We start from the raw sequence: 26,663 nt of genomic DNA, 5'->3' as shown, positions 1-26,663 counted from the left end.
GTGATCGTTGCGGCAGGCGGGCGATCGACACCCGACCGGTCATCAAGACGCCGCGTTTGCGGCCCAGTGCATGTGGATGGAGACAAGAATGACCACTGAAAAGACACCTCTTTCCATCCGGATCGGCCGCAGGCAGTTTTCCGCAGGCCTGCTTGGGCTCGCCGCCACGGCCGTGATGCCGGGCGTAACGCTTGCCCAGGGGGCGGGCGGCGCGGCCGGTGGTGCGGCGGCGCAGAAGATCGCCGATCATTTTTCCTCGGTAAAGACGATGCTGGGTGAGTTCGTCCAGTTCGGCCCGCGCGGCGAACAGACCGGCGGCAAGTTCTATATCGAACGTCCCGGCAAGCTGCGCTTCAATTTCGAGGACCCGTCGCCGCTGCGCGTCATCGCCGATGGCCGTAATGTCGTGGTCGGTAACGTCAAGCTGAAGACCTGGGACATCTATCCCCTGTCAAAGACGCCGCTGACGCTGCTTCTGGCCAACAAGATCGACCTGTCCAACGATGCCGTACGCGGCGTGAAGGAAGAAAGCGACCTGACGACGATCGTGCTCGGCAACAAGACGATCTTCGGCGATTCGACCATCACCATGATGTTCGACAGCAAGACCTATGACCTGCGCCAGTGGACGATCACCGACAACCAGGGCAAGGACACGTCGGTGATGATCTACAACGTCCAGACCGGCGTGAACCTCGACGAGAAGGTGTTCACCATCCCCTACGACCAGGTGAAGTGACCGGTCGCAGATTTCAGGATTTCAAAGGGCTGCGGATGACGCGGCCCTTTTTGATTCACGGGTAGCGGCAAAATCGATTTCGATTTTCGGGACGATGCGCTAGACCTCAGGTGAAATCGAGGTTCTTCATGACATTCTCCATCACCACCTGGAACATCAATTCGGTCCGCCTGCGGATGCCGATCGTGCAGCAGTTCATCGTCCGCAACCAGCCGGATATTCTCTGCCTGCAGGAGATCAAGTGCCAGGAGCCGGAATTCCCCTATCAGCCGCTGCGCGATCTCGGTTACGAGCACATCATCGTGCATGGCCAGAAGGGCTATCACGGCGTTGCCATCGCGTCGAAGATCCCGCTTCTCGAAGACCACAGGCAGAATTTCTGCGGCATGGGCGATGCGCGGCACATCTCGGCGATTTTCGAGCGCGGTTCGCGCCGGGTTCGCTTACATAATTTCTACGTGCCGGCGGGTGGCGACGAGCCGGATCGCACCGTCAATCCGAAATTCGGCCACAAGCTCGATTTCGTCGAGGAGATGAAGGCGCTGAAGGCGGATATGCCCGGCGTGTCGTCGATCCTTGTCGGCGATCTCAACATTGCGCCGTTGGAGCACGATGTCTGGTCGCACAAGCAGCTGCTGAAGATCGTCAGCCATACGCCGGTCGAGACCGAGGGGATGAAGGAGATCATCGCCAAGGGCGGCTGGCTGGACCTGATGCGGCAATACACGCCAGAACCGGAAAAGATCTATACCTGGTGGAGCTACCGGGCCAAGGACTGGGAAGCGGCCAACAAGGGCCGCCGCCTCGACCACGTCTGGTCGTCACCAGATCTCGGGCCGTCCCTCGACCGGATCGAGATTCTCAAGGAAGCGAGAGGCTGGAACCAGCCGTCCGACCATGTGCCGGTGACGGCGGTGTTCAAGTTCTGATTTATCGTGCGGAGCAAGCGGCGGCCCCTCATCCGCCTGCCGGCACCTTCTCCCCGTAAACGGGGAGAAGGACATATGCCGCGTCGTGTTCGTCTCGCTCTACCCTTGAGCGGGGCACGTTCCCTCGCCCCGTTTACGGGGAGAGGGTTAGGGTGAGGGGCTGCGCCATGGTTTAACGGCGCCAACACTCCAAAACCTACCGGAACCGATGTTCCATCGCGGCTGCGGCCTTGGCCAATCCGGCGATATTCTCGCGGATGCGGGCCTCGATCAGGCGGCCGACCTGGGGGTATTCCTCCAGCAGGCGCTGGAAAAGCTGGCGGTTGATCTTCATCACTTCGGCATCGGAAGCGGCGACGGCGGTGAACTTGCGTTCCACCATCGTCACCAGCGCCAGTTCGGATAAAAGCGTGCCCGGGCCAACAGTCTTCTGGTGGCGGATGTCACCCATCCGGTCTGCCGCATAAAGCCCGATCTGGCCCTTGGCGACGATATAGGCGGCTTCGGCGGGCGAACCCTCGCGAAACAGTTCCTGCGCCTCGGAGAGCGAACGGCGTTCTGCCCCGAACGCGACCAGACGCAGCTGGTCGCCATCCAGTTCACGGAACAGCGGCACGCTCGAGAGCAGCCTGATATCGTCGTTCAGTGCCATCAGGGAACGATCTTGTAGCCGCCGTTTTCTGTCACGAGGATCTCGGCGCTGGACGGGTCGCGCTCGATCTTCTGGCGAAGACGGTAGACATGGGTTTCGAGCGTGTGGGTGGTGACGCCGGAATTGTAACCCCAGACTTCTTCCAGCAGCACGTCGCGGGTGACGACCTTCTGGCCGGCACGGTAGAGATAACGGATGATCGCCGCTTCCTTTTCGGTGAGGCGGATCTTCTTGCCGTCGTCGGTAGTCAGCAGTTTCTGGCTCGGCTTGAACAAATAGGGACCGACGGTAAACGTGGCGTCCTCGCTCTGTTCGTACTGGCGCAGCTGGGCGCGGATACGGGCGAGCAGCACGGCGAAGCGGAAGGGTTTTACGATATAATCGTTGGCACCGGCTTCCAGTCCGAGGATCGTGTCACTGTCGGTATCGTGGCCGGTCAGCATGATGATCGGTGCCTTGAAGCCCGCCTTGCGCAGAAGCTTGACGGCTTCGCGGCCATCCATGTCCGGCAGGCCGACATCCATGATCAGCAGATCGACCTGGGCGGTCTTTGCCGTGTTCATGGCCTTTGTGGCGTTTTCTTCCTGCAACAGCGAAAACTCGTCGTATAACGACAATTGTTCGACCAGCGTCTCGCGCAGATCATTGTCGTCATCCACCAGGAGTATCGTTCTTGCCATACGGTTGTCGCCTTTCGTGTCGCCCGTGATTGCATCCGCGCCGGTGAGGCCAGCAGATTCGCAAGGTATCTAGGGCTCTGTGATGTAATTCCCAACATGCTATGAATTCAAACAAAATCATATTCAAAGCAAAAGCTCGTGAGAAAATGCCGCTTTTCCGTGTGCAAAACCCCCAAAAACAATCAATCGTCACGGTGCGGACAGCGCCCGGCAACCGGCAGCGGGCCATCGTTTCCGTCGACGGGCTGACGATCAGGGCGGCGATCGGCCGTTCGGGAGCGACCGCCTTCAAGCGGGAAGGGGATGGCGCGACACCGATCGCGTCAATGAAGCTGATCTCCGGTTTTACCCGCGGCGAGCGGATCCGGCTGCCGCAGACGCCGCTTGCGATGGCGCGGATCAGGGGTGACATGCTGTGGTGCGACGACCCGAAACATGCAGCCTATAATCGTCTGGTGACGAAGCGATCAGGCGGCGGGTTCAAGCCGAGCCATGAGGAGATGACGCGGGCGGACGGGCTTTACGACGTGTGTCTGGTGATGGACTGGAACATCTCTTCACGCAAACGCTATGGCGGCTCGGCGATCTTTTTTCATCTGATCAAGCCGGGATATCAACCGACGGCCGGGTGTATCGCGGTCAGTGCGCGGGACATGCAGCGGTTGCTGCCGTATTTGAGGCGGGGAACTGTGGTGAAGGTGGTGGGATGAGGATGCCATGGACGGCGAGGGGAGAGATCCCCTCACCAACAAAATCTAAGACTTAGCCTTTGGCTAAGATCTTGATTTTGTAACCTCTCCCACAAGGGGAGAGGTAGGCGACGAGGGTGCCTCCCCCGGCATCTCACCCCTTTGTGGGAGAGAAAGCGATTTCAACATCTTAGCCAGAGGCTAAGTGTTAGAAATCGCAAGTGAGGGGACCGCGATGTCCCCCTCACCATCAACCACTCACTTCCACTCACGGATATCGACGAAGTGACCAGCAACCGCCGCCGCGGCCGCCATGGCCGGTGAGACCAGGTGGGTGCGGCCCTTGTAGCCCTGGCGGCCCTCGAAATTGCGGTTCGAGGTCGAAGCGCAGCGTTCGTAAGGGTTCAGGCGGTCGTCGTTCATCGCCAGGCACATGGAACAGCCCGGCTCGCGCCATTCGAAACCGGCATCCTTGAAGATCACGTCGAGGCCTTCGGCTTCCGCCATTTCCTTGACGATGCCGGAGCCCGGAACGATCATCGCAGAGACGGTCGAGGCAACCTTCTTGCCCTCCACGACCTTGGCGGCAGCGCGCAGATCCTCGATACGGCCATTGGTGCAGGAGCCGATGAAGACACGATCGATGGTGATGTCGGTCATCTTCGTGCCGGCCTTCAGGCCCATATAGTCGAGCGCACGCTGCTTGGAGGTCCGCTTGTTTTCTTCCTGGATGTCGTCCGGATTGGGAACGATGCCCTGAACGGAAACGACATCTTCCGGAGACGAACCCCAGGACACGATCGGCGGCAGGTTGGCGGCATCGAGGATAACGACCTTGTCGTAATGGGCGCCTTCATCCGTGTGCAGCGTCTTCCAGTAATCGACGGCCATGTCCCAGGCGGTGCCCTTGGGCGCGCGGGGCTTGTCCTTGATGTATTCGAAGGTTGTTTCGTCAGGCGCGATCAGGCCGGCGCGGGCGCCGCCTTCGATCGTCATGTTGCAGACGGTCATGCGGCCTTCCATCGACAACGAACGGATTGCCTCGCCGGCGAATTCGATGACATGGCCGGTGCCGCCGGCAGTGCCGATTTCGCCGATGATCGCCAGGATGACGTCCTTGGCGGTGACGCCTTCCGGCAATGTGCCGTCGACGCGCACCAGCATGTTCTTCGCCTTCTTCTGCACCAGCGTCTGGGTGGCCAGAACATGCTCGACCTCGGACGTGCCGATGCCATGCGCCAGCGAGCCGAAGGCGCCGTGGGTGGAGGTGTGGCTGTCGCCGCAGACGATGGTCATGCCCGGCAGGGTGAAGCCCTGTTCCGGCCCGACGATATGGACGATGCCCTGGCGGACATCCTTTTCGGAATAATATTCGACGCCGAAATCATGGGCGTTCTGGGCCAGCGCCTCGACCTGGATGCGGCTTTCTTCATTCTTGATGCCGATGTGGCGATCAGGTGAGGTCGGCACGTTATGGTCGACGACGGCCAGCGTGCGCTCCGGCGAACGCACCTTGCGGCCGGCCATGCGCAAACCCTCGAAAGCCTGTGGCGACGTCACCTCGTGAACCAGGTGACGATCGATATAGAGAAGACAGGTGCCGTTTTCGTCCTGAGAGACGACGTGGTCGTCCCAGATTTTATCGTACAAAGTGCGGGGTGCGCTCATGGCTGCCATCCGTTGAAGAACAGGTTTTTGAAAAGGGGAGAGGTGGCGGCAAAAGCGTGTACCGCAGCACGGGTCGCGTTTAGACGACCGTCAGCTAAGTCGGCTGTTGAGAGCGCCGGATACGCGCGCAAAAAAGCGTGCCGGCAGACGCTTGTGGTCCTGCAGCACGATAAAACTGTTCGCAAGGCATCCGAATTTCGATCCCATGGCGGCTTCATTAGCAGTTTTTTGGAATGACGGCAATTGTTTCGAAAGAATGACCATGCAACAAGCAGGTCAGTGAGAAGGCTCTAATTTTGCGTCCTAATTCCCTGTGGCGGGGGAGGGCGCGACGAGGAGGTGCAAATGGCTCTCGCAGTCCGGCTCCCCGGCAACGAAGCCGAACGAATGCTGTCCGTCCGTTCGCTGATCGCGCCGGATGGGTATTCGACACCGGAACTGATGTCACTGGTGCAATTGGCGAAGGACGTATTCGGCAGCCCGGTTGCAGCCGTCAATATCGTTGACGAAGACTGGCAGCGTGTCGCCTGCCAGGTGGGTACGATCGAGATTGCCGCCTGCTCGCGCGACGTGTCGATCTGCTCCCGCGTCGTGTTTGCCAATGAGGTCGTGATCATCCCCGATCTCACACGCCATCCGGAATTGTCAGACATGCCCTATGTCAGAGGCGAACCGGGCTTTCGCAGCTATGCCGGCGCGCCGGTGTCGCTCGACCCGAGCATGCCGGTCGGTTCGTTCTGCCTGATCGATACGCGCCAGCGCGATTTCAGTGATGGCGAAATCCGCACTCTGAAACAGTTTGCCGATGTCGCCAGCGGGTTGCTGCGGCTGCAGAAGGCGAAGTTCATGATGGAATTTGCCGAGGAAAAGCTGAAGCTGGCGGCAATGACCGATCCTTTGACCGGCTTCTACAATCGCTCGGCGCTGGTTTCACTGATCGACGTCATGCTCAACAATGCGCTGTCGTCCCAGCAGGGGTTCGGCGTGCTCTATCTGGACATGGACGGGTTCAAGGCAATCAACGATACACTTGGCCATCATGCCGGCGATCTGGTCTTGACCTATGCGTCCAAGCGCATCAGCGAATGCGTGCGCGCCCAGGATGTCGTGGTGCGGATGGGGGGCGACGAGTTTGCCATCTTCGTGCCCGATCCGCCGGACAGTTCGGCTCTTTCCGAGCTTTCAGAATGCCTGCTGAAGGAATTCCGCCGCCCCTTCGTCGTCGACGAGAAGATCGTCAACGCGCGGCTCAGCATCGGGGCGGCACTCGCCCCCGATGCCGGTTCCGAGAGGCTCGGCCTGCTAAAGGCGGTCGACGAGGCGCTTTATCAGGCAAAGCAGGCTGGCCGCGATCGCTTCGTGCTCCGCTAGAGCATTTCCGCCTTTCTTCGAAACGCGAAACAGCTCTATCTATCTGTTTAAATGCAATTGCGGGCGCAAAACCGGTTCCCACTTCTGCTGGAATTGCGCTGAGGGCTGAACGTGCGTTGGATCAGCGGATACGGAAGACATAGGCCTTGACCAGCACGTCGGGTTCGTCGACCGCGTAGGAGCGCCAGAGCGGGCTTTCCTCGACCGGCTGCCAGACCCCGCGGGCAAAAAGCTCGGCGAAGACATCGGCAAATCCGCCGGCCTCGAACACCTTGTCGCGGACAGTAAAGATACCGTAGCCGCCAGGGTGGGTTATCCTGCAGAGCTCGAACAGGCTCGCGGCCGGCGCGTGGCCTTCGGTGAACACACCGGTGGAGAGAAAAGCGGAAAAATGTCCGTCCGGCCAGGGCAGTTGCTCGCCAAGCGTGGCGCGCTCCAGCCTGTCATAGGCGCCGCGGTTTTGCGCAAGCGCCAGCATCTCTTGAGAAAAATCCAGTCCTTCCACCGACTGGTAGCCGAGCGCCTTGAGATACGGGCCGGAAAGGCCGGTGCCACAGCCGGCATCGAGCAGCGGACCGGCATCAATGCCGAGATAGCGGGCGATCCAGGCGGTGATCATGAAGGGCAGGCAATAACCGGAGGACAGGTTCTCGCGGTCGTAATCGGTCGACCATGTGGCATAAGCAGCGGTCAGTTCGTCATCAGATTTTGAGGCATAAACCTTTGCCAGTCCTTCACTTTTGCGTTCGCTCATCTGCCGTTCCCCTTCCTGGTTCCCTTTTCGCGCATACGTTTTTCGACCTGCCGCAGCAGGATGGAGAGGCCGATCGTCAGGATCAGATAGATATAGGCGACGATCGAATAGGTCTCGAAAAAGCGGAAGGAGCCGGAGGCGTAGATCTTGCCCGCCTGGCTGATATCGGCAACGCCCAGGACCGAGACCAGCGAACTGTCCTTGACCATGGCGACAAAGTCATTCGACAGCGGCGGAAAAACGACGCGGATAGCCTGCGGAAAAACGATCAGGCGAAAACGCTGAGTGCGACTGAGGCCAAGGGCCATGGCCGCCTCGATCTGACCCCTGTCGATCGACTGGAAACCGGCGCGAAAGATTTCGGCGATGAAGGCGGAATAACCGATCGTCAGGGCGATGATCGCCCGCCACATCAGCGAGACATCGCGCACCTGCGCCGGCTGCAGCCAACCGCCGTCCACCAAAGGCGTGATCAGAAAATTGTAGAGGCTGACAAGGCTAGGGGCGCCGACAAAGGCGATGTAGAACAACAGCACGAGGACCGGGATGCCGCGCACGACCTCGACATAAAAGCGTGCGGTCTGGCGCAGCGCGACACTGCCCGACAGGCCGGCCAGCGCGATCAGCAGGCCAAGCGCGCAGGCCAGCGCGAAAGAGACGACACTGACAAACACCGTTATCCCGATGCCGCGGGCGACGGTTAAAAAGACCTGGGTGTAAAGATCATTGACGGCGATGATGGCGGCGATGGCGAGCCCGATCACGATCAAGGCATAAAGCCACCATGGCCGCTCGGCATCGCTGCCGGATGTCGGCAGGGTCTGGAAACCCATCAGCTCCTGACCCCGGCGGTTCTGTCAATGCCGGTGCCGTTCATTGGCCCATCTTGTAGTCGAGGAACCACTTCTTGTTCAGCGCGTCGAGCGTGCCATCGGCCTTCAAGGCCGCGATCGCCGCATTGACCGGCGCGACGAGATCGGAGCCCTTCTTGAAGATGAAACCGAAATCCTCTGCGCCGAGCGGGCCGCCGACCAGCTTCAGGCCTCCATTCGAGGCATCGACATAGCCCTTGCCAGCGGTTCCATCGGTGAGAACCGTATCGACGTCACCGGTCTTCAATGCCTGCACTGTCGCACCGAAGGTCTCGAACAGCTTTATCCGCGGGTTCTGCTCGTTGCCGTCGAGAACCTCGTAGGCTGCGGTATAAAAGGGCGTGGTGCCCGGCTGGGCGCCGACCAGCGCATCTTCGACGGCGGCAAAGCTCTTGGCGTCGGAGAAGCGCTTTTCATCGCCACGTACCAGCATGAACTGTTCGGAGCGCATGTAGGGATCGGAGAAATCGACCTTCTCCTTGCGGTCGTCCTTGATGGTGATGCCGGTCATGCCGATGTCGTATTGTCCATCGGACACGGCCTGGATCATCGCGTCCCAGGAGGTGTTCTGGTATTCGAGCTTGGCGTTCAGCCGCCTGGCGATCTCGTTCATCGCGTCATATTCCCAGCCGATCGCCTTGCCGGATTTCGGGTCGACGAATTGCAGCGGCGGATAGGCGTTTTCGGTGACCACCACGACCGAGCGACCCTTCAGATCGGGAAGGGTCTCCGCTGCTGCAAGAGCAGGGCCGAGCATTGCGAGAGCAAGGCCGGCAAGGGTGGCGCGTCTGGTCAGCATCGGTTCAATCCCCCGGTAAAGTTGTCCTCCCAACTCTCATCAATTCGTCAAAAATGGCAAGTGGGATCGCATGCCGGAGGCAGCCTTGATGCTGCACCGCAAACTTGCACCACTTGCCGTTCGTCAGAAGGCGACTAGATCACCCTTGGTTGTTTCAAGCATTGGCCGGGTTGGCCGGGAGGAGTGCCTTGGTTACCGAAAAAGATATTATCTCAAAGATTACATGGCGTTTGATGCCGTTTCTCGGGCTTCTCTACCTGATCGCCTATATCGACCGGCAGAATGTCAGCTACGCGAAACTGCAGATGGTCGATTCGCTCGGCATGAGCGAATATGCCTATGGTCTTGGCGCGTCGCTGTTCTTCATCGGCTATTTCATCTTCGAGGTTCCCGCCAACCTGTTCCTCACCCGTTTCGGGGCGAGGATCTGGTTTGCCCGTATCCTGGTCTCCTGGGGGCTGGTGACGATCGGGCTGGCGTTCACCCAGAACATGACGATGTTCTATATCCTGCGCTTCCTGCTCGGCGTCTGTGAGGCGGGTTTCTTTCCGGGCGTTCTCTATCTGCTGACGCTGTGGTTCCCGAAGGATTATCGCGGCCGGATGGTCGGACTGTTCATGATTTTCAGCGCGCTTGCCAATGCGGTCGGCGCACCGCTCGGCGGCATGTTGCTTGATCTCGACGGCGCGCTTGGCCTGCGCGGTTGGGAATGGGTATTCCTCGCCACCGGCGTTCCGGCCGTGCTTGCGGGTATCGTGACGCTTTTCTATCTCGACGACACGCCGGAAAAGGCGAAGTTCCTTAGCAATGAGGAAAAGACCTGGCTCAAGGATCGTCTCGCCAAGGAAAATGCCGGGATGGAGAAGGATGCCGATCACGGCTTCAAGGCGCTGGTCAATCCGCGCGTGCTGTTGATGGCGCTCTGCTATGTCGGCTTTCCGCTGGCGGCCTATGGGCTCAGCTACTGGCTGCCGACCATCGTCAAGGGTTTTGGCGTCTCCAACACGATGAACGGCTTCATCAACATCATCCCGTGGCTGATCGTGGCAATCGCATTGTGGATGGTGCCGGCTGCGGCCGACAAGACGGAGAAAAAGACGCCCTATATCGTCATTCCGGCCTTTGTCGGTGCGGCCTGCCTGGCGCTTTCGGTCCTGGTCGCGTCGCCGGTGCTGCAGTTCGCCTTCCTCTGCGTCGCGGCTGCGGGTATTTTTGCCGGCCAGCCGGTGTTCTGGAGCCTGCCTGGGCGGTTCCTGAAAGGCGCGGGTGCGGCGGCGGGTCTTGCCGCGATCAACTCGGTCGGCAATCTGGGTGGTTTCGTTGCCCAGAATGTCGTGCCGTGGATCAACGATGCAACGGGCAGCAAGATCGCGCCGATGTTTTTCCTGGCGGCCTGCCTTGCCATCGCCGGTGTTCTGGTGATCGTCGTCGGCCAGACGCTGGGGCGGACGCAGGATGCTGCCAAGGTTTCCGCAAAACCCAGTCATTCCAGATAAAGGGCGCCGATAGACGGCAAAGGCGACAAACAAAAAAGGCGGCCCGGAGGCCGCCTTTTCTCATGCCGTAACGGCAGATCTTATTCTGCAGAACCTTCGGCAGCCTTTGCTGCTTCAGCTTCCTGGGCAGCCTTGGCTTCAGCGGCTTCCTGTGCTGCCTTTTCGGCGGCCAGTGCCTGTGCTGCTGCAATCTTTTCGGCTTCGATGCGTGCCTTTTCTTCGGCAACTGCAGCGCGCTCGGCGTCGTTCAGCTTGCGGGCGCGGGTGCCGGTGTTCTCGACGATACGAGCCGACTTGCCGCGACGATCGCGCAGGTAATAGAGCTTGGCGCGACGGACCTTACCGCGGCGAACGATTTCGACGCCTTCGACGAGCGGCGAGTAGACCGGGAATACGCGCTCGACGCCTTCGCCGTAGGAGATCTTGCGAACGGTGAAGCTCTCGTTGATGCCGCCGCCGGAACGGGCGATGCAGACGCCTTCATAGGCCTGTACGCGGGTACGAGTGCCTTCCGTGACGCGGACGTTGACGCGGACGGTGTCGCCGGCTTCAAATGGGGGAAGCTTGCGCTTAGCTTCGATCTTGGCTGCCTGTTCGGCTTCCAGCTGCTGGATGATGTTCATCGGTCAAACCTTTTCAGTTCTTCTGAAACAGCCAGAGCGCCTCCCGTCCTTGGTCACCTCATCCGAGGGCCTCGCGACGTGCCTTGCGGGCTAGCGAATTCGCCATTCTTTGTTGCTGGTCGACGGGATTTTTCCCATTTCCGCGCCGGCTGATACACGAAGGGCGGGCGTTTGTCACCCCGCAGATTGCGCTTTTGTGACGTGTGCGGCGAAGATTTCCGCCGATTTTCCGCAGTTTGTCAGTCTTTGGACTGCAGAAGGTCGGGGCGCCGCTCGCCGGTCAGGCGCAAAGCCTGTTCCAGTCGCCACTTCTCGATCGCCGCATGATTGCCGGAGGTCAGCACGGACGGGATTTCCTGGCCTTCGAAAACCTGAGGGCGGGTGTAATGCGGATGCTCCAGCAGGCCGTGCTCGAAGCTTTCATTTATACCCGAATGGACATTGCCCATGACGCCGGGCAGGAGACGGATGACGCTGTCGAGAACGGTCAGCGCCGCCGGCTCGCCACCGGAGAGAATATAATCGCCGATCGAGACCTCCTCGAGATCGCGGCCATCGATCACCCGCTGGTCGACACCCTCGAAACGGCCGCAGACGATGACGACGCCTTCGCCTTCGGCCAATTCGCGCACGCGTTCCTGGGTCAATGGTTTGCCGCGCGGGCTCATCAGCAGGCGGGGGCGCGTATCTGCGGCGACGGAGTCAATCGCTTTCGCCAGAATGTCGGGTTTCAGCACCATGCCGGCGCCGCCACCGGCCGGCGTGTCGTCCACGGTGCGATGCCTGTCCTCGGCAAAATCGCGGATCTGCACCGTATCGAGCGACCAGTCGCCCCGTTCCATCGCCTTGCCGGACAAGGAGAGGCCGAGATGGCCGGGAAACATTTCGGGATAGAGCGTCAGGATGGTGGCACGAAAAGTCATCACTCGTCCTTGCCGCTGTCCCGGCGCGGATTGGACTGGCGCTTGCTGGCGGCCATCGGATCGCGGTCGCTCGGATCCTCGATCAGGCCGGCTGCCTGCGGATCGATGAGGATCCTGCCGGTTTCGAGATCGATTTCCAGCACGGCTGCCTCGGAAAATGGAATGAGGGCCGGGCGCCGGCCGGGGCCTTTCAGTTCAAGCAGGTCACCGGCGCCGAAATCGAAAACGGCGCTGACCGTGCCATAGCTCTTGCCATCGGCATCGACGGCCTCGAGGCCTTCGAGATCGGCATAATAAAATTCGTCCTCGTCGAGTTCGTCGTCGGGGAGATTGTCGCGCTCGACGAACAGTTCCAGCCCGTTGAGGGCTTCCGCCGCATTGCGATCGTTGACGCCGCGGAAACGGATGACAACGACGGTCTTTGCCTCGCGGATTTCAAGGATCTCGAAGATGCGGCCATCTTCGGCATAAAGCTTGCCGTAGTCGCCGAGGGCCAGTGGTTCGGCAGTGAAGGATTTGACCCGCACTTCGCCTCGAAGGCCTTGGGCGGCTCCGATCGTCGCCATCAGGATGGGGTTTTCGAGCTTTGTCATGCCGGGCTTCCGATTGTTCTGCGCTCATTTAGCCATGAACGGCTCTGTGTGCAACGCGGGCTTATGCAAAACGCAGAACGGGCAGTGCGTTGCCGCACTGCCCGCCAGATGGAAGCTTGCAGATATTATTCTGCAGCAGCGGCGGCGTCGGCAGCCTTCTGAGCCTTTTCAGCAGCGCGTTCCTGAGCGCGCTTGCCCGGCTTTGCCTTTTCCGGGTTGTTCTTGGTTTCGCGGGTCGCGATGTTGGCTTCAGCGAGGAAGCGCAGAACGCGGTCGGTCGGCTGTGCGCCGGCAGCGAGCCAATGCTTGATGCGCTCTTCGTTCAGTTCAACGCGCTTTGCGTCTTCCTTGGAAAGCATCGGGTTCCAGGAACCGAGCTTTTCGAGGAAACGGCCGTCACGCGGCGAACGGGCGTCGGCAACGACGACGGTGTAGTAAGGACGCTTCTTGGAACCACCGCGGGCGAGACGAATCTTCAGGGACATTGTATTACTCCTTAGGTTTCCGGTGGTCGCCTTTGGCGGGCCGGGGTTTGTTTGGGGCCACCATCCGGTGGTCCATCGTTTGTCTGAGCCGCTTTAAAGCGGCTCGGGTCATGCTGGTTATTTCGCACCGCCGTGTTCGGCGGCGATTGCTTCATGATGCCGGATGACTTCCTTGATGACGAAGTTCAGGAACTTCTCGGCGAAATCCGGATCCAGATTGGCTTCCTTCGCCAGGCGGCGAAGACGTTCGATCTGGTATTCCTCGCGCGCCGGGTCTGCCGGCGGCAATTCGTACTGGGCTTTCAGAACGCCCACTTCCTTGGTGCAGCGAAAGCGCTCGGCGAGCATATGGACCAGTGCGGCATCGATATTGTCGATCGACTGGCGGTAGCTCAAAAGCCTTGCCTTCACATCTTCTTCAACCACGGAAAATCTCCTTACTTCTTCTTGCCGGGCAGGCCGGGGAAGCCGCCGAGCCCGGGCAGTTTCGCTCCGCCGAAACCTGGAAGGCCGCCCATTCCCCCTCCGAGGCCACCGCCCGGAAGACCCGGCATGCCACCCGGCTTGAGGCCGGCGGCTTCGGCCTGCTTCTGCAGGGCTTCGAGTTGTTTCGGATCCATCTTCGACAGGTCGGGCATGCCGCCCATACCACCCATGCCGCCAAGGCCCATCTTGCCGGCAAGGCCACCCATCATCTGCTTCATCATGCCGCCCTTGCCCTTGCCGCCCATCATTTTCATCATGTCGGCCATCTGGCGGTGCATTTTCAGAAGCTTGTTGATTTCGGCAGCATCAGTGCCGGAGCCCGCGGCGATGCGCTTCTTGCGGGAATGTTTCAGCATGTCCGGATTGGAGCGCTCGGCTTTGGTCATCGAGCCGATGATGGCGATCTGGCGGTCGAACATCTTGTCGTTCATGCCGGATGCGGCGAGCTTGTCCTTCATGCCGGACATGCCCGGCATCATGCCCATGATGCCACCCATGCCGCCGAGCGATTTCATCTGGCGCAACTGGTCGGCCAGATCGTTCAGGTCGAACTTGCCCGACTGCATCTTCTTGGCCATCGCCGCGGCTTTTTCCGCGTCGATGTTTTCGGCAGCCTTTTCGACCAATGAGACGATATCGCCCATGCCGAGAATGCGGTCGGCGATACGGCGGGGATGGAATTCCTCCATCTCCGACATCTTTTCGCCGACGCCGATCAGCTTGATCGGCTTGCCGGTGACGGCGCGCATCGAAAGCGCTGCACCACCACGGCCATCGCCGTCCATGCGGGTCAGAACAAGACCGGTAATGCCGACGCGTTCATCGAAATTGCGGGCGAGATTGACGGCGTCCTGACCGGTCAGGCTATCGGCCACGAGCAGGATTTCATGCGGATTGGACTTCCGCTTGATCTCCGCCATTTCCTGCATCAGCGGTTCGTCGATATGGGTGCGGCCGGCGGTGTCGAGGATAACGACGTCATGGCCGCCAAGTTTCGCAGCCTGTACGGCGCGGGCGGCGATATCGGTCGGCGACTGGCCGGCGATGACCGGCAGCGTATCGACACCGGTCTGGACGCCGAGCTGACGCAATTGTTCCTGGGCTGCGGGACGGCGCGTATCGAGCGACGCCATCAGCACCTTTTTCTTGTCACGCTCGGTCAGCCGCTTGGCGATCTTGCCGGTCGTGGTCGTCTTACCCGAACCCTGCAGGCCGACCATCATGATGACGACGGGTGCGGCGGCCTGAAGGCTGATGCTGACGCCTTCGGAGCCGAGCATCTCGACCAGCTCGTCATGGACGATCTTGACGACCATCTGGCCGGGTTTGATCGACTTCAGAACTTCGGCGCCGACTGCCTTTTCGCGGACCTTGTCGGTGAAGGCGCGCACGACTTCGAGCGCCACGTCGGCTTCCAGAAGCGCGCGGCGGACCTCGCGCAGGGCGGCGGAGACATCCGCTTCGCTCAATGCGCCACGGCCGGTCAGTCCATTCAGAATGGAGCCAAGACGGTCCTGGAGGTTTTCAAACATCGCTTCTTCCTTCTTCGCTTCCGGGGATTGTCCCAAAAACGTCGGGTCTTTTGCCGGCAAAAACAAGACGTCAGAAGCGCGCAAAGCCAAAAAGCACCCGAGGGCGCAACGCGCTGTCGGATGTTGACCTCCGGGCTCAGTATGTCGGCCCCGGTCGGCGGCTCCAAGTCGTGACTTGTCAGCAGATGGCCGGGCTTAAACAGGAAATGGGGGGAAGAGTCAAGGTGCGCGGGGCAGTCATAACATCTGCGTGGCGGCCCATCCTGCGCTTGAAGCGCGAAAGACGGCTTCTTATACAAGAAGCATGAACCGTCGCAAATTTTTCAAATGGTCCGGTCTTGCAGCCATAGCAGCACTTGCCGGCGGTATGACCGCGAGGAGTGCCATGGCTGGCAACAAGTATTATTCCGGTCCAGTGAGCGATCATTTCGACGGGACGAGCTTTTTCAATCCGGGCGGGGTTGAGCCGCGCGGCGGGCTGGACCTGCTCCGTTGGAAACTCGGCAACGGCAATATTCCCTGGCCCGAAACGTTCACCAGCCCATTTCCGCAGGCCGTGCCGGAGACACGCATCGATGGCGATCGCCTCGTGGTCACCATGGTCGGCCATGCCTCGATGCTGGTCCAGGTTGCGGGATTGAATATTCTGACCGACCCGGTCTGGTCGGAGCGCACCAGCCCGTTCAACTTTGCCGGTCCCAAGCGCGTAAACCCGCCCGGCATCCGCATCGGCGACCTGCCGCCGATCGACATCGTGCTGGTTACGCACAATCACTACGACCACATGGATCTGGAAACGCTGTGGGTTCTGCAGGGGCGCGACAAGCCGCATTTCGTCACGCCGCTTGGCAATGACACGCTGATCCGGTCGCGCGTGCCGGAGGCGAAGATCACTGTGATGGACTGGGGTGGCAGCGAAGCGGTCGGGCCCGGCGTCACTTTCCATTGCGAGCCCTGCCATCACTGGTCGGCGCGCGGGATCGGCGATCGGCGGATGGCGCTTTGGGCCGCCTTCGTGTTCGAAACGCCGGCCGGCAAGATCTATCATATCGGCGATACCGGCTTTCACCAGGGCATCAACTATCGTGCCGCCGGCGAAAAACATGGGCCGTTCCGGTTGGCCAACCTGCCTTTCGGGGCCTATGAGCCGCGCTGGTTCATGGAGGCACAGCACCAGAATCCGGAGGAAGCCGTGAAAGGCATGCAACTTTGCGGCGCTTCTTTCGTTGCGGGACATCACTGGGGTACGGTGAAGCTGACCAATGAAGGCATCGAGCAACCGGTCGAGGCGCTCAATACGGCACTTGATCAACGCGGGATCGCCCGCGCGCGTTTTCGGGCGATGCGACCGGGTGAAGTTTTCGAGGTTCCGGGGCCAAGTCCCGCTTGACTTGCCGGGTCGTCATTTGCTTGATGCAGAAAACATGAGTTCAAGAGGCAAGAAATGCAGATCGAGCTAGACCGTCCGGCGGAATCCACCCGTATCCAGCGTCTGAAGGCGCTGACCACCGGCACCCACGATACGCTCGACAAGCGCATCATGCGGGCGGAGCCGTTTGCCAGCCGCGAACGTTATGCGCTGTTCCTCGATGTGCAGCACAATTTCCACGCCGATGTGGCGCCGCTTTATGCAGATGAAGAACTGAATCGCCGTCTGCCGGGGCTTTCCGAACGGAACCGCTACGAGGCCTTGTGCCAGGATATTGCCGATCTCGGCGGTGTTGCGGACGTGCTCACCGCAACCACCGGTCCGCTGACGCCGGCCGCGGCGCTGGGCTGGGTCTATGTTGCCGAGGGCTCCAATCTCGGTGCCGCCTTCCTGCGCAAGGAAGCGGCGAAGATCGGTCTTTCGGATGATTTCGGTGCACGCCATCTTGCCGGCCATCCGGATGGTCGCGGGCTGCATTGGCGCAATTTCGTCTCGGCGTATAACGACCTGCCGATGAGCGAAGCGGAAGAGCTCGAGGCGGCAGAAGGCGCCAAGGCGGCGTTTCGACGCGTGCATGCTCTGGTCGAGGATATCTTCGGCTGACCGGTTTTGCGACCGCGCCTCAGCGGCGCGTCGCTACCCAGATCACATGTTTTGCGCCACGCTTGCCATTGGCGCGGGTGTTGACGACCTCGGTTTCGTATCCGACATCATTCAGCCGCTTGGTGAAGCCGTAATCCGGGCCGGATGACCAGACGGACAGGACGCCGCCGGGGCGTAGCGCCTCGCGGGCAGAGCGCAGGCCGCGGCCATTATAAAGCGCGTCGTTGCTGTCGCGCGTCAGGCCATCCGGGCCATTGTCGACATCGAGCAATATGGCATCGAAGCGTGATTTGGAGCCGCGGATGAGTTCGCCGACATCGCCCTGATGGATTTTCGTGCGCGGATCGTCGAGGCAGCCTTTGAAGACCTCGGCCATCGGGCCGCGCGCCCATTTAACCACTGCAGGCACCAGTTCGGCGACGGTGACGGTCGCGTCCGGCGGAAGGATTGCCAGCGCTGCGCGCAGGGTGAAGCCCATGCCGAGCCCGCCGATCAGGATCGACGGCTTCTGTCTGTCGCTGATCTTCTCCCATGAGAGCGTCGCAAGCGCCTCTTCCGATCCGCTCAGCCGGCTGTTCATCAGCTCGTTCGAGCCGAGCATGATGGAAAATTCCTGGCCGCGCTGCTTCAGACGCAGTTCGCCGTCGTCATCGGGTATTTTCGCGCTGTCCAGTTGAACCCAGGGGAGCATGTTCAAAGCCTCTTTTACGGCTCCCCTAACATGGCAAAGGGCGATGCGCCATTCTTTCACGGTTAAGGATGCGCGGGCCACGCCACTGGTAATTTGTGGCACTTTCGGCCATATACGCCTGAAGAGAGGGGCGATTGTTGGTTTGACGCCCGCAAATGGATCAGCATCATGGCAGGACAGGTCGAATTCGCGCGGATGAACGGGCTTGGCAACAAGATCCTGGTCGTCGATATGCGCGGCCGCACCGACAAGGTGACGGCTGACGCCGCGATTGCGCTGAATGCCGATCCGGCAACCCAGTTCGACCAGATCATGGCGATCCATGATCCGAAGGCGCAAGGCACCGATGCCTTTATCGATATCCTCAATTCCGATGGCTCGAAGGCGCAGGCCTGCGGCAATGGCACACGCTGCGTGGTGCAGGCGCTTTCCTCCGAGACCGGCCGCAAGACCTTCACCTTCCAGACGGTGGCCGGCATATTGAATGCGCAGGAGCATGAGGACGGGACGATCTCGGTCGACATGGGCAAGCCGGTGTTCCAATGGGACAGGATCCCGCTGTCGGAAGAGTTCTTCGACACGAGCCGCATCGAATTGCAGATCGGGCCGATCGATCAGCCGATCCTGCATTCGCCCGCCGTCATGTCGATGGGCAATCCGCATGCTATCTTCTGGGTCGACAAGGATCCGATGACGTTTGATCTCGAACGGTTCGGGCCGCTTCTGGAAAACCATCCGATGTTTCCGGAAAAGGCCAATATCACGCTGGCGCAGGTGACATCCGGCGATGCGCTGCGCACCCGCACCTGGGAACGCGGCGCCGGGCTGACGCTCGCCTGTGGTTCGGCCGCCTGTGCGGCAGCGGTTTCGGCTGCGCGTACCGGCCGTACCGGTCGCAAGGTGACGATCGATGTGGCCTCCGCGCCGACCCGCCAGCCGCTCGTCATAGAATGGCGGGACAATGATCACGTCGTCATGACCGGGCCGGCCGAATGGGAATGGTCCGGCAAGGTCGATCCGCTGACCGGTGTTTTTTCGCGCGATGCCGAACCCGAGGTGAAGGCAAATTGAGCGGCGTCGAGGTCATAACCTTCGGCTGTCGGCTCAATACCTATGAATCGGAAGTGATGCGGGCGCAGGCCGAAAAGGCCGGGCTCAACAATGCCGTGCTGGTCAATACCTGTGCCGTCACCGGCGAGGCGGTGCGGCAGGCCCGCCAGGCGATCCGCCGGGCACGACGGGAAAACCCGCATGCCCGGATTATCGTCACCGGCTGTGCAGCGCAGACCGAAAAACAGACCTTTGCCGACATGCCGGAAGTCGATGCCGTGCTTGGCAACGAGGAAAAGCTGACGGCCAATTCCTATCGCGGCCTGCCGGATTTCGGCGTGTCGGCGGAAGAAAAGCTGCGCGTCAACGACATCATGAGCGTCAAGGCGACGGCGCCGCAGATGGTCAGGCATATCGACGGGCATGTGCGCGCCTTTATCCAGGTGCAGAACGGCTGCGACCATCGCTGCACCTTCTGCATCATTCCTTACGGCCGCGGCAATTCCCGCTCGGTGCCGATGGGTGCGGTCGTCGAACAGGCGCGCAAGCTTGTGGCGAGCGGCTATCGCGAGATCGTACTCACCGGTGTCGATGCAACAAGCTACGGCGCCGATCTGCCCGGCCAGCCGACGCTCGGTTATCTGGCCAAGACGCTGTTGAAACAGGTGCCGGAAATCCTGCGGCTGCGGCTGTCGTCGATCGACAGTATCGAGGCCGACACGCATCTGTGGGACCTGATCGCCGACGAACCGCGTTTCATGCCGCACTTACATCTGTCGCTGCAGCATGGCGACGATATGATCCTGAAGCGGATGAAAAGGCGCCACAGCCGTGCCGACGCGCTGGCCTTTATCGAACAGGCGCGGCGGTTGCGGCCCGAGATCGCCTTCGGCGCAGACATGATTGCCGGGTTCCCGACCGAAACGGAAGAGATGTTCGAAGGCGCGGCGTCGCTTGCCGAAGAGGCCGGCATCTCCTTCCTGCATGTCTTTCCCTACAGCCCGCGTTCCGGCACGCCGGCTTCGCGTATGCCGCAGGTCGACCGGGCACTGGTCAAGGATCGTGCCGCACGCCTTCGCGCGCGCGGCGAGGCGCTCAATCAGGCCCACCTCGACCGCATGGTCGGCACCGAACAGACGATCATCGTCGAAATGAACGGCATGGCGCATACGGAAAACTTTTCGCTGGTTGCAGCGCCGGGGCTGGTTCCCCGCGACATCCAGCGCGTTATGATTACGGGACATAATGGCAAACATCTCGACATGCGGGTCGTGGCCGCGGCTCTTAACGAGCAGGCAGCCTGACCGGAACGGATTGTAGGTAATGGTAAGTTTCATCAAACGCGTCTTCACCTTCGGCGACAAACCCGCCGATCTGCCTGCGGAAAAGCCGGTTGAAGATCATTCGCCCGTCGCGGACGTCGTTGCCGCTGAAGTCCTGCCGGTCACGCATGCTGATCCGGTTGCACCGGCGGAGATCGAGACTGCCGGCGGTCCTTCGGGCGATGTCGCGGTGGATGATGAGGCCGTTGCGGTTCTTCCAGGCGTCGAGGAAACGTCCGATCTCGGTGTCGTGCCATTGTCACTGCTGGAGGCCGAGGCTGTCGCCGAGGTTGATGGCGAGGCTGTTGCCGCGGATACACTCCCCTCCGAAGATGTTGCTGTCACGCAGCCCGTTCTGCCCAAGGGTTTTTCCACGTCCGCTGCCGAGCCCGAAATCGTTGCCGTCGTGCCGCCGGCGAAGCTGACCTGGTTCCAGCGGCTGCGGGCAGGGCTTGCCCGCACCTCGTCGCAGCTGACCGGCCAGATCGCAGCATTGTTCACCAAGCGCAAACTCGATGACGAGACGCTGGAAGATCTCGAGGACCTGCTGATCCAGGCCGATCTCGGGGTCGAGACGGCGATGCGGATCACCGGCACGCTGTCTGCCGAGCGCTACGGCAAGGACGTGACCGGCGAGGATGTGTCGAAGATCATGTCGGCGGAGATTACCAAGGTGCTGGCGCCGGTCGCCAAGCCGCTGCAGCTCGACCTCAATCACAAGCCGCATGTCATTCTGGTCGTCGGTGTCAACGGTACCGGCAAGACGACGACGATCGGCAAACTGGCGGCGAAACTCTCCGGCTCGGGCCTCAAGGTCATGCTGGCCGCCGGCGACACGTTTCGTGCAGCGGCGATCGAACAGCTGAAGATCTGGGCGGATCGTACCAATTCGGAGTTCATCGGCACGAAGCTCGGCGCCGATGCGGCGGGTCTTGCCTATGACGCCTATGTGCAGGCGAAGGAAAACAAATCCGACGTTCTGATCATCGACACGGCCGGCCGGCTGCAGAACAAGGCCGAGCTGATGGCGGAGCTGGAAAAGATCGTCCGCGTGCTGGGCAAGCTCGATCCCGACGCGCCGCATACCGTGCTGCAGACGCTCGATGCGACGACCGGGCAGAATGCGATGAACCAGGTGGAAATCTTCCGCAACGTCGCCGGCGTCAGCGGGTTGATCATGACCAAGCTCGATGGCACGGCGCGGGGCGGCATTCTGGTCGCGATCGCCGCCAAGCACCGGCTGCCGGTCTATTTCATCGGTGTCGGTGAAGGTGTCGACGATCTCGAGCCGTTCGAAGCGAAGGATTTCGCCGAGGCGATTGCAGGTCTTTCGCCTGTGCCGCATTGATGACACGAAGTAACGATTTGGCTCCAGATAACGACAGATTTTAAGTTGGGTCCCATGCAGACGATCGAAAGCGACATCACGCCGACCAAGAGCGAGAAGCAGAATCCAGGGCTGAAAATGGCATTGGAACTGGGGCCGCTGCTGGTCTTTTTCTTCGGCAATCTGCGGGGAGAATGGCTGGTCGGCAAGTTTCCGGCGCTGTCTGCCATCGGTGGTCCGTTGCTGGTCGCGACCGCGCTGTTCATGGTCGCCACGGTAATTTCGCTGGTCATCTCGAAGATCGTCTTCAAACATCTGCCGGTCATGCCCTTCGTGTCGGGCGTCGTCGTCATGGTGTTCGGATCGTTGTCGATCTGGCTGCAGGACGACACGTTCATCAAGATGAAGCCGACGATCGTCAACACGCTGTTCGGCGTCGTTCTGCTCGGCGGTCTTTTGTTCGGCAAGTCGTTGCTCGGTTACGTCTTCAATGCCGCCTTCCAGCTCGATGAGGAAGGCTGGAAGAAGCTGACGCTGCGCTGGGGCATCTTCTTTCTCATTCTCGCCGTGCTCAACGAAGTCGTCTGGCGCAATTTCTCCGATGAGGCCTGGATCAATTTTAAGGTCTGGGGAACGATGCCGATCACCATCCTGTTTACGCTGTCGCAGATGCCGCTGATCATGCGTCATACGGTTCAAAGCGAGGCGACGGCGGAGCCTGTTGCCGGTCCAGAGGGCGACAAGTGATGGTATCGACGCCGCAAGCCGGTGTCTCCGGCCGGCGCTGGCTGTTTGCCGCCCTTGCCCTTCTGCTGCTGCAGATTGCCATTCTTTATGCGATGGGCCGGGTTCCGATCTGTGAGTGCGGTTATGTAAAACTGTTCGAGCCGGCGGTGAATTCGCCCGGCAATTCGCAGCATCTGGCCGACTGGTATACGCCGTCGCACATCATTCACGGTTTCCTGTTTTACGGTCTCGGATGGCTTGTCCTGCGCCGTGCGCCGCTTTCGGCCCGGCTGTCGCTGGCAGTGCTGATCGAGGCTGCCTGGGAGATTGCCGAGAACTCTCCCCTGATCATCGACCGTTACCGCACCGCGACGATGGCGCTCGGTTATTCCGGCGACAGCATCTTGAATTCGGCGATGGACACGGTGTTCATGTCGCTCGGTTTCGTCTTCGCATCGCGCATGCCGGTCTGGCTGACAATTGCGGTCGCGGTGTTTTTCGAGTTGTTTACCGGCTGGCTTATTCGCGACAACCTTACCCTTAACGTGCTGATGCTGGTCTGGCCGGTCGAGGCGATCAAGACCTGGCAGGGCGCGATCGGATGAACCTGTGCAGAGGGGGGATCTTGCCCTCTGCTGGCGTTGAATTGTTAACATTCTCGGCCTAGGGCTGTTCTATTACCGACAGGACGCATGATCGCTTTCTGCGCAGGGTCAGATGGAACAGACCGATAATTTTGCTTATTTATTGCCGTTCATTTTTCTGGTGTTCGGTACGATCTTCCTGATCGCCGACCGCTGGTCGCCCGGCTCGGCGCGCTGCTGGGGGTTCGGCTATATTCTCTCGGCGCTCGGTTTTGCCTTTCCGATTGTCGGTAACGCATTGCCGCTTGCCGTCCAGGCAGTTGTCGCCAATGCGCTGTTTTTCAGTGCCTTCCTGTTTTATGGCCAGGCGCTTCTTGTCCGCTTCCAGCGTCCAAGCCTGCTTCTGCCGAGGCTTTTATTTGCGTTTCTCGCCTTTGCCACCGTCTGCTGGTTCATCCTTGTCAGAGAGAACCTGAGGTCGCAGCTTGCCATCGGCGACACCTCACTTGCCATCCTTTTTGCCATTTCCATCGTTTCGGTATGGAGGCATGCCAGGTCGCCGATCGATCGCCTGCTGGTGGTGATGGCGGCGCTGGTGGTGGTCGAGACGGCGGTCCGGGTCGTCACCCTGCTGGCCTCGACATCGGCCGACAGCTTTGAATCGCTCGACCAGTTCCTGTCTTCCGATTACGCCTTTCTGATGCAGGTGACGGCGAGCATTGTCGGCTTCGTCATGGCGCTGACGGTGCTTGGTTCTGTCGTATCGGATGTGGTCACCGGACATCGCGACGCGGCCGAGCGCGATCCGATGACGGGCCTCTTCAACCGGCGTGGTTTCGAGCAGGCCTTGCCGGCGGCAAAGGGCGGGGCCTTTCCCGCCGGAGCTGTCATCGTCGGGGATATCGATCATTTCAAGCAGGTGAATGACCGGTTCGGCCATGCGGCCGGCGACCATGTGATCATCGGTTTTGCGCAGAGGCTGCGGGCAACGCTCAAGGGTGCTGCGATCGCGCGTTTCGGCGGCGAGGAATTTGTCAGCTTTCTGCCGGGCGTTACCCGTGATGATGCCACGCATATGGCTGAGGAGGCACGCCTCGCCTTTGTCGAAATGAGCTGGCGCGAGTACGGGATCGACGCATTGATCACCGCGAGTTTCGGTGTTTCGGTGACGGCGCCGGGCGATCACTCGGTGCATGATGCCATCGCCCGGGCAGATGCCTGCCTCTATGTGGCGAAAAATTCCGGCCGCAACAGGGTGGTGACGGAAGGGCTGCGTCCGCCCGAAGGTCCGCCGCCGCTGCGGATCGTTTCCTGAACCACCCTGAAGCGACGTGCCTCAGGCTTTGTCCGGGATGATCTAGCTTTTGGCGGCGGCCGAGGCCTTTTCGATCGCGGGCAGCAGATCCTGGGTCAGGCTGCGCTCATCGAACGGTCCGACCTTCTTGTAAAGGATCGTGCCGTCCGGGCCGACGAGATAGCTTTCCGGAATGCCGTATACGCCCCAGTCGATCGCCGCCTTGCCGTTCGGATCGACGCCGATCGCCTTGTAGGGATTACCGAGTTCGCCGAGGAAACGCAGCGCGTTGTCGTTGCGGTCCTTGTAGTTGATGCCAACGATGTTGAGCCGGCTATCGCCCGAAAGCTGTTTGAGCATCGGATGTTCCTGCCGGCACGGCACGCACCAGGATGCGAAGACGTTGACCAGCGTCAGCTTGCCCTTGACTGCAGCGTCGGCAAGCGGCGGGGTATTGGAGCCTTCGAGCGGCGGCAACGCGAGCGACGGTGCGGTCTTGCCGATCAGCGCCGAGGGGATGGCGGACACGTCGAGCCCGTTGACATCCTGGTCATAAAGCATCTTGCCGGCGATCACGGCAAAACCGGCAAAGACCGCCAGCGGAATGAGTGCCAGCGCATAACGGGCAAAGCCGCGACGCGGCTTGAGGCTGGTATCGTCCGTCTCGGAGGTCATGACGATGCCCCGTTTTCTGCTTCCGGCGTCACCTGCGGGCGGGCCGAACGGCGGCGGATGCCGGATGCTTCGAGCTCCGCGAGTTCGCGTTTGCGGGCGCGGCCATCGAGCCAGACCCAGGCGATCAGACAGAGGGTGACGATGGCGGCGACGATATAGGAGGCGCTGATATAAAATGTGTGGCTCATGCTACGTCTCCTTGCCTGCCATACGGGCAGCCATGCGACGCTGGGCGGTGACGCGGCGGCGCCAGATCTCGTTTCGCATCGCGGCGATATGCAGGGTGAAGAACAGGAGGGTGAAGGCGATCGCCATGATCAGCAGTGGCCAGAGGAATTCCCTGTCGATCGTCGGGCCGCCCATGCGGATGACGCTGGCGGGCTGGTGGAGGGTATTCCACCAGTCGACCGAAAACTTGATGATCGGGATGTTGACGAAGCCGATGAGGATCAGCACGGCGGAGACGCGTGCAGCCTTGCCCGGATCGTCCATGGCGCGGTTGAAGGCGATCAGGCCGAGATACATGAGAAACAGCACGAAAACCGAGGTCAGTCGGGCATCCCAGACCCACCATGTGCCCCACATCGGCTTGCCCCAGAGCGAGCCGGTGGCGAGCGCGATCAGGGTGAAGGCGGCGCCGATCGGGGCCGCGGTCTTGTGGCTGACGTCCGCCAGCGGATGGCGCCAGACGAGCGTGCCGATAGCCGAAGCCGCCATGACCGAATAACACATCATCGACAGCCAGGCTGCCGGGACGTGGATATACATGATCCGGACCGTCATGCCCTGCTGGTAGTCACCTTCGGTGGTGAAGCTCATGTAGAGGCCGATTGCGAACAGGATCGCCGTGATCGTGGCCATCCACGGCAGGATACGGGCTGCCAGCCCCAGGAACCGCGTCGGATTGGCGAGGTCGGATAGTTTGGTGATTGCGAGGCTCTCGGGCATGGGACTTTCTAACCGGTCGGCGTGTTTTCAAGAATGATTCTAGTCAATCGGCAGTATTTCGCAAAGCCAGTGCCGCGCCGATTGGGCCGATCACCGCAAAAAACATCGTGATAGCCACCAGTATCAGAAAAGGCGGCATAAAGGGGGCGGGATCTTCGACGGCTGCGTAAGAGGCGCTGACACCGAAGATCAGGACCGGGATCGCCAGCGGCAGGACGAGGATCGAGACCAGCAGCCCGCCGCGAGGGAGGGCGACCGCGACGGCTGCGCCGACCGCGCCGATGAAGGTGAGGGCCGGCGTCCCGACAAGCAGCGTCAGCACGGTTGCGCCGATCGCCACTTCGCTCATGTTCATGAACAGGCCGAGCAGCGGCGCGGCGATGACCAGCGGCAGGCCGTTGCCGAGCCAATGGGCGAGACACTTGACCAATACGGTCAGCACCAAGGGATGCTCCTGCATCAAAAGCAGGTCGAGCGATCCGTCCTCACGGTCGGTCTGGAACATCCGGTCGAGGCCGAGCAGCGCGGATAAAAGCGCGCCGATCCAGACGATCGCCGGGCCGATGCGGGACAGAAGATTGAGATCGGGCCCGACGCCGAAAGGGATGACGGCGACCACCGTCATGAAGAACAGCACGCCGATCAGCGCGCCGCCGCCGGCGCGTACCGAAAGTTTCAGGTCACGGAGGAGGAGGGCGATCATTGTGGCCGGCCTTTGCATGC

General features: G+C 60.8%; 30 protein-coding genes. 13 read left to right on the top strand and 17 right to left on the bottom strand.

Annotation, left to right across the window (positions count from 1 at the left end; translation table 11 throughout):
- Window positions 1-88 precede the first annotated feature (88 nt).
- Window positions 89-739 (top strand): outer membrane lipoprotein carrier protein LolA, encoded by a 651-nt coding sequence (locus AC2GXZ_RS24450; protein WP_483761824.1) that lies wholly within the window; start codon window positions 89-91, stop codon window positions 737-739.
- Between the two features lie 128 nt (window positions 740-867).
- The gene (locus tag AC2GXZ_RS24445) at window positions 868-1,668 is read left to right on the top strand and encodes an exodeoxyribonuclease III (protein WP_483761823.1); all 801 of its coding nucleotides are present in this window, start codon (window positions 868-870) and stop codon (window positions 1,666-1,668) included.
- A gap of 196 nt (window positions 1,669-1,864) precedes the next feature.
- On the opposite strand, the gene AC2GXZ_RS24440 is transcribed toward AC2GXZ_RS24445, so the two are convergent.
- Window positions 1,865-2,320, bottom strand: a complete 456-nt coding sequence (locus AC2GXZ_RS24440; RefSeq protein WP_483761822.1) for a cyclic nucleotide-binding domain-containing protein — start codon at window positions 2,318-2,320, stop codon at window positions 1,865-1,867.
- Window positions 2,320-3,000: a response regulator transcription factor gene (locus AC2GXZ_RS24435; protein ID WP_483761821.1), complete on the bottom strand. Its 681-nt coding sequence runs from the start codon at window positions 2,998-3,000 to the stop codon at window positions 2,320-2,322. Before AC2GXZ_RS24435 ends, AC2GXZ_RS24440 begins: the two co-directional genes overlap by 1 nt.
- 146 nt (window positions 3,001-3,146) lie before the next feature.
- Here AC2GXZ_RS24435 and AC2GXZ_RS24430 point away from each other — a divergent pair, with 146 nt between their 5' ends.
- A complete protein-coding gene (locus tag AC2GXZ_RS24430) occupies window positions 3,147-3,710 on the top strand; it encodes a L,D-transpeptidase family protein (protein ID WP_483761820.1) in 564 nt (187 codons plus the stop codon).
- 237 nt (window positions 3,711-3,947) lie between these two features.
- Here the strand turns inward: AC2GXZ_RS24430 and leuC are convergent, their stop codons facing one another.
- Window positions 3,948-5,357, bottom strand: coding sequence for a 3-isopropylmalate dehydratase large subunit (leuC, locus tag AC2GXZ_RS24425; protein WP_483761819.1), 1,410 nt, complete (start codon window positions 5,355-5,357; stop codon window positions 3,948-3,950).
- Window positions 5,358-5,702: 345 nt separating this feature from the next.
- Here leuC and AC2GXZ_RS24420 point away from each other — a divergent pair, with 345 nt between their 5' ends.
- Entirely contained in the window at window positions 5,703-6,728 is a 1,026-nt protein-coding gene (locus tag AC2GXZ_RS24420) for a GAF domain-containing protein (RefSeq protein WP_483761818.1), read from the top strand.
- Window positions 6,729-6,849: 121 nt separating this feature from the next.
- Here the strand turns inward: AC2GXZ_RS24420 and AC2GXZ_RS24415 are convergent, their stop codons facing one another.
- From AC2GXZ_RS24415 to AC2GXZ_RS24405, 3 genes are read right to left on the bottom strand one after another with little or no spacing between them, the layout of a single operon-like run.
- The gene (locus tag AC2GXZ_RS24415) at window positions 6,850-7,482 is read right to left on the bottom strand and encodes a class I SAM-dependent DNA methyltransferase (protein WP_483761817.1); all 633 of its coding nucleotides are present in this window, start codon (window positions 7,480-7,482) and stop codon (window positions 6,850-6,852) included.
- Window positions 7,479-8,315, bottom strand: coding sequence for an amino acid ABC transporter permease (locus AC2GXZ_RS24410; protein WP_483761816.1), 837 nt, complete (start codon window positions 8,313-8,315; stop codon window positions 7,479-7,481). Before AC2GXZ_RS24410 ends, AC2GXZ_RS24415 begins: the two co-directional genes overlap by 4 nt.
- 40 nt (window positions 8,316-8,355) lie before the next feature.
- Window positions 8,356-9,153, bottom strand: a complete 798-nt coding sequence (locus AC2GXZ_RS24405; RefSeq protein ID WP_483761815.1) for a transporter substrate-binding domain-containing protein — start codon at window positions 9,151-9,153, stop codon at window positions 8,356-8,358.
- A gap of 188 nt (window positions 9,154-9,341) precedes the next feature.
- Here AC2GXZ_RS24405 and AC2GXZ_RS24400 point away from each other — a divergent pair, with 188 nt between their 5' ends.
- A complete protein-coding gene (locus AC2GXZ_RS24400) occupies window positions 9,342-10,649 on the top strand; it encodes an MFS transporter (protein ID WP_483761814.1) in 1,308 nt (435 codons plus the stop codon).
- An 80-nt stretch (window positions 10,650-10,729) separates the two neighbouring features.
- On the opposite strand, the gene rplS is transcribed toward AC2GXZ_RS24400, so the two are convergent.
- The 6 genes from rplS to ffh all read right to left on the bottom strand — a co-directional run bounded on the left by rplS (window position 10,730) and on the right by ffh (window position 15,291).
- The gene (rplS, locus tag AC2GXZ_RS24395; RefSeq protein WP_483761813.1) at window positions 10,730-11,272 is read right to left on the bottom strand and encodes a 50S ribosomal protein L19; all 543 of its coding nucleotides are present in this window, start codon (window positions 11,270-11,272) and stop codon (window positions 10,730-10,732) included.
- A gap of 239 nt (window positions 11,273-11,511) precedes the next feature.
- On the bottom strand, window positions 11,512-12,195 hold the full coding sequence (gene trmD, locus AC2GXZ_RS24390) for a tRNA (guanosine(37)-N1)-methyltransferase TrmD (RefSeq protein ID WP_483761812.1): 684 nt from the start codon (window positions 12,193-12,195) through the stop codon (window positions 11,512-11,514).
- On the bottom strand, window positions 12,195-12,788 hold the full coding sequence (gene rimM / locus AC2GXZ_RS24385) for a ribosome maturation factor RimM (RefSeq protein ID WP_483761811.1): 594 nt from the start codon (window positions 12,786-12,788) through the stop codon (window positions 12,195-12,197). Before rimM ends, trmD begins: the two co-directional genes overlap by 1 nt.
- A gap of 125 nt (window positions 12,789-12,913) precedes the next feature.
- Window positions 12,914-13,273, bottom strand: coding sequence for a 30S ribosomal protein S16 (rpsP, locus tag AC2GXZ_RS24380; protein WP_483761810.1), 360 nt, complete (start codon window positions 13,271-13,273; stop codon window positions 12,914-12,916).
- Window positions 13,274-13,390: 117 nt separating this feature from the next.
- Window positions 13,391-13,699 carry a chorismate mutase gene (locus AC2GXZ_RS24375; RefSeq protein ID WP_483761809.1) on the bottom strand — a complete coding sequence of 103 codons (309 nt, stop codon included), beginning with the start codon at window positions 13,697-13,699 and terminating at the stop codon, window positions 13,391-13,393.
- 11 nt (window positions 13,700-13,710) lie between these two features.
- A complete protein-coding gene (ffh, locus tag AC2GXZ_RS24370) occupies window positions 13,711-15,291 on the bottom strand; it encodes a signal recognition particle protein (RefSeq protein WP_483761808.1) in 1,581 nt (526 codons plus the stop codon).
- Window positions 15,292-15,595: 304 nt separating this feature from the next.
- Between ffh and AC2GXZ_RS24365 the strand changes: the two genes are divergently transcribed.
- Together AC2GXZ_RS24365 and AC2GXZ_RS24360 are read left to right on the top strand one after the other, a co-directional pair.
- Complete coding sequence (locus AC2GXZ_RS24365; protein ID WP_483761807.1) at window positions 15,596-16,681, top strand: MBL fold metallo-hydrolase; 1,086 nt, start codon at window positions 15,596-15,598, stop codon at window positions 16,679-16,681.
- A gap of 54 nt (window positions 16,682-16,735) precedes the next feature.
- Window positions 16,736-17,323, top strand: coding sequence for a biliverdin-producing heme oxygenase (locus tag AC2GXZ_RS24360; RefSeq protein WP_483761806.1), 588 nt, complete (start codon window positions 16,736-16,738; stop codon window positions 17,321-17,323).
- Window positions 17,324-17,342: 19 nt separating this feature from the next.
- Here AC2GXZ_RS24360 and AC2GXZ_RS24355 read toward each other — a convergent pair whose 3' ends face one another.
- Window positions 17,343-18,014 (bottom strand): spermidine synthase, encoded by a 672-nt coding sequence (locus tag AC2GXZ_RS24355; RefSeq protein WP_483761805.1) that lies wholly within the window; start codon window positions 18,012-18,014, stop codon window positions 17,343-17,345.
- 168 nt (window positions 18,015-18,182) lie between these two features.
- Here AC2GXZ_RS24355 and dapF point away from each other — a divergent pair, with 168 nt between their 5' ends.
- The 6 genes from dapF to AC2GXZ_RS24325 all read left to right on the top strand — a co-directional run bounded on the left by dapF (window position 18,183) and on the right by AC2GXZ_RS24325 (window position 24,338).
- The gene (dapF, locus tag AC2GXZ_RS24350; protein WP_483761804.1) at window positions 18,183-19,085 is read left to right on the top strand and encodes a diaminopimelate epimerase; all 903 of its coding nucleotides are present in this window, start codon (window positions 18,183-18,185) and stop codon (window positions 19,083-19,085) included.
- The gene (mtaB, locus tag AC2GXZ_RS24345; RefSeq protein ID WP_483761803.1) at window positions 19,082-20,368 is read left to right on the top strand and encodes a tRNA (N(6)-L-threonylcarbamoyladenosine(37)-C(2))-methylthiotransferase MtaB; all 1,287 of its coding nucleotides are present in this window, start codon (window positions 19,082-19,084) and stop codon (window positions 20,366-20,368) included. Before dapF ends, mtaB begins: the two co-directional genes overlap by 4 nt.
- Before the next feature lie 19 nt (window positions 20,369-20,387).
- The gene (gene ftsY, locus AC2GXZ_RS24340) at window positions 20,388-21,734 is read left to right on the top strand and encodes a signal recognition particle-docking protein FtsY (protein WP_483761802.1); all 1,347 of its coding nucleotides are present in this window, start codon (window positions 20,388-20,390) and stop codon (window positions 21,732-21,734) included.
- A 54-nt stretch (window positions 21,735-21,788) separates the two neighbouring features.
- Window positions 21,789-22,460: a septation protein A gene (locus AC2GXZ_RS24335; RefSeq protein ID WP_483761801.1), complete on the top strand. Its 672-nt coding sequence runs from the start codon at window positions 21,789-21,791 to the stop codon at window positions 22,458-22,460.
- The gene (locus AC2GXZ_RS24330; protein WP_483761800.1) at window positions 22,460-23,044 is read left to right on the top strand and encodes a DUF2585 domain-containing protein; all 585 of its coding nucleotides are present in this window, start codon (window positions 22,460-22,462) and stop codon (window positions 23,042-23,044) included. Before AC2GXZ_RS24335 ends, AC2GXZ_RS24330 begins: the two co-directional genes overlap by 1 nt.
- Window positions 23,045-23,156: 112 nt before the next feature.
- Window positions 23,157-24,338, top strand: coding sequence for a GGDEF domain-containing protein (locus AC2GXZ_RS24325; RefSeq protein WP_483761799.1), 1,182 nt, complete (start codon window positions 23,157-23,159; stop codon window positions 24,336-24,338).
- A gap of 42 nt (window positions 24,339-24,380) precedes the next feature.
- Here the strand turns inward: AC2GXZ_RS24325 and AC2GXZ_RS24320 are convergent, their stop codons facing one another.
- Genes AC2GXZ_RS24320 through ccmB form a run of 4 tightly spaced genes read right to left on the bottom strand, consistent with a single transcriptional unit; the run spans window position 24,381 to window position 26,643 of the window.
- Window positions 24,381-24,992, bottom strand: a complete 612-nt coding sequence (locus AC2GXZ_RS24320; protein WP_483761798.1) for a DsbE family thiol:disulfide interchange protein — start codon at window positions 24,990-24,992, stop codon at window positions 24,381-24,383.
- Window positions 24,989-25,180, bottom strand: coding sequence for a heme exporter protein CcmD (gene ccmD / locus AC2GXZ_RS24315; RefSeq protein ID WP_483761797.1), 192 nt, complete (start codon window positions 25,178-25,180; stop codon window positions 24,989-24,991). The genes AC2GXZ_RS24320 and ccmD overlap by 4 nt, the downstream gene beginning before the upstream one ends.
- Window position 25,181: 1 nt before the next feature.
- Window positions 25,182-25,940: a heme ABC transporter permease gene (locus tag AC2GXZ_RS24310; RefSeq protein ID WP_483761796.1), complete on the bottom strand. Its 759-nt coding sequence runs from the start codon at window positions 25,938-25,940 to the stop codon at window positions 25,182-25,184.
- 43 nt (window positions 25,941-25,983) lie between these two features.
- A complete protein-coding gene (ccmB, locus tag AC2GXZ_RS24305; protein ID WP_483761795.1) occupies window positions 25,984-26,643 on the bottom strand; it encodes a heme exporter protein CcmB in 660 nt (219 codons plus the stop codon).
- Between the last annotated feature and the right edge of the window lie 20 nt (window positions 26,644-26,663).

It is taken from the genome of Aliirhizobium sp. YIM B11859, assembly GCF_057163345.1.
This window is presented reverse-complemented; position numbering and strand designations above follow the sequence as displayed.